The organism is Longimicrobium sp. (assembly GCF_036280135.1).
In the GTDB taxonomy this organism is placed as follows: Bacteria; Gemmatimonadota; Gemmatimonadetes; order Longimicrobiales; family Longimicrobiaceae; genus Longimicrobium.
Map to the genome: position 1 here is coordinate 1 of NZ_DASURI010000275.1, position 6,135 is coordinate 6,135.

General features: G+C 69.9%; 7 protein-coding genes. 1 reads left to right on the forward strand and 6 read right to left on the reverse strand.

Annotated features, from left to right (window positions below):
- The first annotated feature begins 48 nt into the window (after nt 1-48).
- A complete protein-coding gene (locus tag VFZ20_RS08670; protein WP_329683461.1) occupies nt 49-519 on the forward strand; it encodes a DinB family protein in 471 nt (156 codons plus the stop codon).
- A 508-nt stretch (nt 520-1,027) separates the two neighbouring features.
- Here VFZ20_RS08670 and VFZ20_RS08675 read toward each other — a convergent pair.
- The 6 genes from VFZ20_RS08675 to VFZ20_RS08700 all read right to left on the reverse strand — a co-directional run.
- A complete protein-coding gene (locus tag VFZ20_RS08675; protein ID WP_329683462.1) occupies nt 1,028-1,870 on the reverse strand; it encodes a hypothetical protein in 843 nt (280 codons plus the stop codon).
- 74 nt (nt 1,871-1,944) lie between these two features.
- Nucleotides 1,945-2,307 (reverse strand): hypothetical protein, encoded by a 363-nt coding sequence (locus tag VFZ20_RS08680; protein ID WP_329683463.1) that lies wholly within the window; start codon nt 2,305-2,307, stop codon nt 1,945-1,947.
- Complete coding sequence (locus VFZ20_RS08685; protein ID WP_329683464.1) at nt 2,304-3,239, reverse strand: hypothetical protein; 936 nt, start codon at nt 3,237-3,239, stop codon at nt 2,304-2,306. Before VFZ20_RS08685 ends, VFZ20_RS08680 begins: the two co-directional genes overlap by 4 nt.
- Nucleotides 3,240-3,359: 120 nt before the next feature.
- Nucleotides 3,360-4,790 (reverse strand): alpha-amylase family glycosyl hydrolase, encoded by a 1,431-nt coding sequence (locus VFZ20_RS08690; RefSeq protein WP_329683465.1) that lies wholly within the window; start codon nt 4,788-4,790, stop codon nt 3,360-3,362.
- A gap of 156 nt (nt 4,791-4,946) precedes the next feature.
- Entirely contained in the window at nt 4,947-5,726 is a 780-nt protein-coding gene (locus VFZ20_RS08695) for a hypothetical protein (protein WP_329683466.1), read from the reverse strand.
- 41 nt (nt 5,727-5,767) lie between these two features.
- Nucleotides 5,768-6,135, reverse strand: a 368-nt coding sequence (locus tag VFZ20_RS08700) for an MATE family efflux transporter (RefSeq protein ID WP_329683467.1), incomplete at its 5' end; no start/stop codon positions are given.

Genomic DNA, 6,135 nt, shown 5'->3' on the forward strand with positions numbered 1-6,135 from the left:
AATCCGCTCGCGCCCGCAGGACCACCCGTGCACTACGTGAGGTCTGCCGTGTCCGACCAAGCCACCGCCATCACCCCCGAGGCCCTGCTCAAGCACTGGCAGGGGCACCGCCGCCTGACCCGCCGCCTGATCGAGGCGTTCCCCGAAGACCAGCTGTTCACCTTCTCCGTCGGCAACATGCGGCCGTTCGGCGCGCTGGTGATGGAGATGCAGAGCATGGCCGCGCCCATGGTGCGCGGCGTGGTGAACGGCGACTGGAACACGTCGTGGGACCGCGAGGCGCGCCCCAAGGCGGAGATCCTGCGGATGTGGGACGAGACCACGGAGGAGCTCGACGCGCTGTGGCCGCAGATCCCCGCGGAGCGGTTCCAGGAGCAGATGGTGGCGTTCGGCCAGTACCCCGGGCCGGCGTACGAGCTGCTGCTGTACGTGATCGACAACGAGATCCACCACCGCGGGCAGGGCTACGTGTACCTGCGTGCCCTGGGCGTGGAGCCGCCGCCGTTCTACGAGCGCTGAGGCGGAACTCCACGGCTCTCCTGGCGATTGTCATCCTGAGGGGCCCTGGCGGACTTGCCCGCGCACGGATGCGTGTGACCCCGAAGGATCTTGTATGCGAACCGAGAGGCCGGCTCCATGCCTGGGAGCCGGCCTCTCGCTTTGCAAGCAAGATCCTTTGTCGCCGCCCTGGCTCACGAACGAACGAGGGTTGCTCGCAGGGTGCTTGGAAACCTGCGTCCGCGGATGCGTCATCCTGAGGGAGCGCCGCGCTTAACATGAACGCACGCAGAACCTTGGCGCGACCGAAGGATCTTGTGTGCGAGACTCGGAGGCGATTTTCCTGCACGAGGGTCGCCCCCGAGCTTCGCGGGCAAGATCCTCCGTCGCCGCCATGGATCGCGCACCAATCGGGAACGCGCGGCGGCTCCTCAGGATGACGCTTCTGGCCTACTCCGGATTCTTCAACATCAAGGATGACGCGACGCGCAGGAAGGATTCCGCCGCCATTCCGGACGCATCTCCCGATTCACGCACGGGGCCAGGTGCCTTCGCGCACGGCCTGCTCGAACTCCGCGACCACGCGCGCGAACGGGGCGCCGAAGTGCCGCTGGAACGCGGCCTCGTGCGCCGGCGGGTCGCGCAGCACGTCGTCGCGATAGGCAAAGAAGCGGTCGCGGCCGTAGCGCCCCACCAGGAACTCGATGAACACGCGGTACTCGCTCAGCCGGAACGAGCCGCGCAGCTCCTCCGGCACCGTCCGCAGTTCGCCATCCCCCCAGGGGCCAAAGCGGTAGCCGGGATGCCGCGCGTGCAGGCTCCACGCGTGGTCGTCCAAGTAGTCGCGCGGGTTGCCCGCGCGCACGGCCAGCCCCTCCTCGAACCAGTCCAGCCGCACTAGGGCGAACGTCTGCCGGAGCGGCATCTGCTGGAACATCAGCGCGTGCGTGAGCTCGTGGCGCAGCACGCCGGCCATGTCACGCCCCGGCTCCAGCGCCAGGGGCGAGACGTAGATCACCGTCCCCGTCTGCAGCGCGGCGCCCAGCACGGGCAGGGGCGTAGCCTTCCATCCCAGCAGCGTGCCGCGGTTGAACAATCCCCAGTCGTCCGTCACCACGACGGTCACGTCTTCCCGAAAGCGCAGCCCGTTGGCCCGCGACACCTCGGCCATCAGGTCGCCCACGCGTCGGTACGCCGGGGGCATCCCTCCACGTTTCGTGTAGATGACCGTCCCGCCGCTGAACGTTTCGCGTGCGTACCCCGGCCGCACGGGCGACCAGGGGAACAGCAGTCCGCTGAAGGACGTGTGCGAGAGGGCGAACAGAACCAGGAGCAGCACGCCGATCCGCGCCGCGCGCTTGATCCGCTTCATCCGATGCAGGCCGTGAAAGGTGGGAGCGATCCCCGTGAACCGGTTGGACGGCGGCGGCGCCCGGAAGGTTGGCGTCAGCGGCCCTCGCACACCTCGAGGTACGCGGGATCCCGCTCCTCCGCGCGCGCCTCGCGGACGTTGCTCCACAGGGGGGCGAGCAGCGCCGCGCAAACGAGCGCCGCCAGTCCCGGTACCCACGCCCGCCGGCGGACGGCGCTGCGGGCGAAGACCAGGGCCAGCAGCCCGTACACCACGAGCGCGGGGACGGCGAACGCCAGCAGGGCAGGCCCGTCGCAGTCCACGCCGCCGCCGCCCCAGCCCCGGTACTCGTTGGCCTGCATCACCATCCCCAGGAACGCCGCGGGGATGAACAGCACGAGCACCGCCCACGGGGCGGCCTCGCACACCCGCCCCGGGCGGCGCGGCGGACGGCTCACGGCGCCGACGCGGCCAAGCCCTCCGCCCAGGCGCGAAAGCCGGGGTGCAGCGTCTCCAGCCGGGCGACCACCTCGTCCCCGCCCAGGCGCGGGGTGCCGGGCGGCTGCACGGGGAACGCCTCGCGCAGCCTGGGCAAAAAGGCCAGCCCCTCCGCGCGGAACACCTCCGCCGCCTGCAGGGCGAACGCGGCCTGGTACCAGTTGTAGTTCTCCGGCCCCACGCGGATGTACAGGCTGTCGAACGCCGCCAGCGACGTGTGCGCGGGGCGCGCGCCGTCCAGCCTGGCCCGCAGCATGGCTTCCCAGCCGCGCGCCAGCGGCGGACGCATGCGGTCCAGGAACGCGTAGGCCATGTACGTGGCCATGAACTCGTTGAACCAGCGGGCGTGCGTCTGGATGCCGTACGCCGTCGTGTAGCCGTGCCCCAGCTCGTGGTAGCCGATCAGGTCCGTCATCCGCCGCGCGTTGTCGGCAAAGCTCAGCCCCGTCCGCGCCACCAGCTCGCGCGCGGCGGCGGACGCGCCCGGCTCCGCGGCCAGGAAGTCCGCCGCGATGGGGCCGTCGCCCGCGGCCGGCATCACCACCACGCCGCCCTGCACGAACGGGACGCCGTACGGCACGCGCGACACGCGCTGCCAGTCCGCCTCCGTCAGCAGCGCCACGCGCACCGGCATCTCCGCCAGGCCCAGCGAGTCGGCAAAGAAGCGGACGCCCTCGCGCAAAATCCCCTGCACCTCGCCCGCGCGGTCGCGAAAGCCCGCGCTGTAGTGCACGGGCAGCGGCCCCGCGAGCGAATCCAGCCCCAGGCCGCGCACTTGGTCCACCATGGGCGGCGGCGGGGTCTGCGCCGCGGTCTGCTGCGCGGCGGCGGCGACGGGCGACAGCGCGAGGACGAGCGCGGCGAACGCGGGGACGGCACGGCGTCGGGGCATCGTACGCTCCGGGTGGGATGGGGATGACGATCCGGGGAGGGAACCGTCCGACGGGAGGGCGGACGGGGGGTGCCGGACGAACACGGGCGCGCGCCGGGGAGGCGCGCGCCCGTATCCTAACTATCGAACGAGGACGCGATAGCCGTTCGCGGGGATGTCGATCCGCCCGCCGGCGCCCATCGTCACCGATGCCTTGCTGAACCAGTCCGTGTACGCGCCCGGCGCCGCCAGCCCCTGGTACGACACGCTCGCCGGCGCGCTGCCGAAGTTGAGCGCCACGAGGACCGTGTTGGCGCCCTGCGTGCGCGTGTAGGCGTAGACGCGCGACCCGCCGTCCGTCGCCAGGCGCACCTGCCGCGCGCCCCACGGGCCGTTGGCCAGCGCCGGCTGCGTGTGCTTGAGCTCGAACATCGTCCGGTAGAAGCCGGCCAGCGACGGGCCGCTCCAGTCCACCGTGTCCTTGTCGAAAAAGCGCAGCCGCTTGTTCATGCTCACCTCCTGCCCCGTGTACAGCAGGGGCATGGAGTTCTGCGCCGTGGCGGCCAGGACGAACGAGGGGAGGTGGTTGGCGCCCATCCGCTCGAACTCCGTGCCGGCCCACGAGTTCTCGTCGTGGTTGCTGGTGAAGTACATGCGGTACGCGCCGCGGCCGTACGCGCTGTCCTGCCGCGCGAAGTAGCGGTCCAGCTCCTCCGTGCCCTTCTTGTCCTGCGCGATCTCGTTGAGCAGGTGGTGCAGCTCCCAGCCGTACGTCATGTGAAAGACGGAGTGCATCTGCGGCGACTCCGCCTCGGCCAGCAGGAACAGGTCCGGCCGCGTGCCCCGCAGCGCCGTCCCGGCCTGCTGCCAGAAGTCCATGGGCACGCCGCCCGCCACGTCCGCGCGGAACCCGTCGATCCCCATCTCCGTGAGCCACCACCGCATTTCGCCGATCATGGCCCGGCGCATGTCGGGGTTGGCGTAGTTGAGCTCCGCCACGTCCGTCCAGTCCGTCTCGCGCCCCTCGTTGTCGCGGGCGTTGAGCACGCGGCCGTCGGGCGCGCGGTCGTGCCAGGTGGGGTGCTCGGCGATCCAGGCGTGGTCGTGCGAGGTGTGGTTGGCCACCCAGTCCAGGATCACCCGCATGCCGCGCGCGTGGGCCGCGTCCACGAAGTGCTTGAAGTCCGCCTCGGTGCCATGCTCGGGGTTGATGGCGGTGTAGTCGCGGATGGAGTAGTAGCTGCCCAGCCCGCCCTTGCGGTTGGCCACGCCGATGGGCTGCACGGGCATGAGCCACAGCACGTCCACGCCCAGGCTGTCCAGCCGCGGCAGGTGCCGCTCCAGGGCCGCGAACGTCCCCTCGGGCGTGTACTGCCGCACGTTCACCTCGTACAGCACCGCGTTGCGCGACCACGCGGGATAGAACGACGGGTCCGCCGTGGGCATGCCCCCCGCCGCGATGGCCGCGGGCGCGTTCTGCGGGGCGGATGCGACGGGCGCGGCGGACGTCCCGGCGCCGGCACAGGCGGCCAGCGTGGCGAGGGCGGCGAGGGAGAACAGGGGTCGGTTCATGGGTCCCGTGGGCATGATGGACGTCGCTCCCGCGCCGGACCGGACGGGTGCACGAACCTCCGCGCGAAACGGCGCGCCGAGAATTCGTACATAATTCTAACAAATGCGTCCGCCGTCAATCTCCCCGATGCGTTTCGCCTCCGGGAAGGTCGTCCGTCAGCCCGGGGGCGGGGTTCCCGGCGGGAGCGGAGGACCGATCAGTGGCTTGCGGATGACCGCGAAGTGGGTGATCAGATCCTCCGCTTGGTACTTGAAGTAGGCCAAGCCCCGCGAGAACGCGGCGTACGCCGCGAGCAACGCCCCGATTGCAGCCACAGACGCAATCCAGTGTCCCACTGGATGGGGCGCAACCGCCGGGACCTGAACAGCCACCATCACCACGGCCCAGAGCAGGAACGAGAACGCGAGGCCATCGTACGTCGCCGCCATGGCCCAGTAACGCATCAGGTGCTGCAGCACCACGGGCGAAGACGGCGCGTGCACCAGTTCGGACCACATCCGCACGTACAGCCGCCAATAACGTGCTTCCTCGGTCCGACCCGCGTACCCGATGATGTCCTCGACCTCGGCAAGACCGTGATCCCGCAATGCGTCCTGCATCACGCCTGTGAGCAGGGAATTGCGTTTGAATACAACGCGGCTGATCTCGCGGCCTACGGCAAAGGCAAGCAGCCCGCAGATGTAGCAGGCCAGCACAAGCGCCAGCACCCCCACCCACGGGGAGAACGGGAATTCTCGCGGGGCTTCCATCGTTGGAGAAAACGGGAACTCCCGCGGTGCCTCGATCTTTAGATACAGGAACAACAGCGCGGCGAAGGATGACGCCCCGCCCACGAAGAACGACAGGTCGAAGATGTGAAAGAACTCACCGATGCGCGAGAACACGGACCCAAGCCCCGCCGCGATGTCCTCGACCGCCGATTTTTCCGCCGCCATTCCCGCCAGCCATGTAAAGGTTGAGCCCTCATTCCGTCGTCCTACCGACCGAGGTCCACGGCAATCGCCCGCCAGCGGCCCTGTCGAAAGCGCAGCATGCTCAGCGCGCAGCGGGTGGTGTGGCCGGCCAGGATGGCGAGCCAGATGTGCAGCGGCTGCAGCGTGCCCATGCGGTCGATGACAAAGCAGATGCCCAGCGGCACCGCCACCTGCGACACGATGGAGATGTACAGCGGGCTCTTGGTGTCGCCCGTGCCCTGCAGCCCGCCCGTGTAGGTGAGCGCGACGGCAATCATGAGCCCCGACACGCTCAGCACGCGCAGCAGCTGCACGCCCAGCTCTACGGCCACGGGATCGCTCATGCCGAACACCGCGAGGAGCACGCGCGGAACGAGGAAGAAGAGCGAGC

Coding starts and splice junctions, on each gene's coding strand:
- VFZ20_RS08675 (WP_329683462.1), bottom strand. CDS start 1,870: ATGAAGCGGATCAAGCGCGCGGCGCGGATCGGCGTGCTGCTCCTGGTT.
- VFZ20_RS08685 (WP_329683464.1), bottom strand. CDS start 3,239: ATGCCCCGACGCCGTGCCGTCCCCGCGTTCGCCGCGCTCGTCCTCGCG.
- VFZ20_RS08690 (WP_329683465.1), bottom strand. CDS start 4,790: ATGAACCGACCCCTGTTCTCCCTCGCCGCCCTCGCCACGCTGGCCGCC.
- VFZ20_RS08695 (WP_329683466.1), bottom strand. CDS start 5,726: ATGGCGGCGGAAAAATCGGCGGTCGAGGACATCGCGGCGGGGCTTGGG.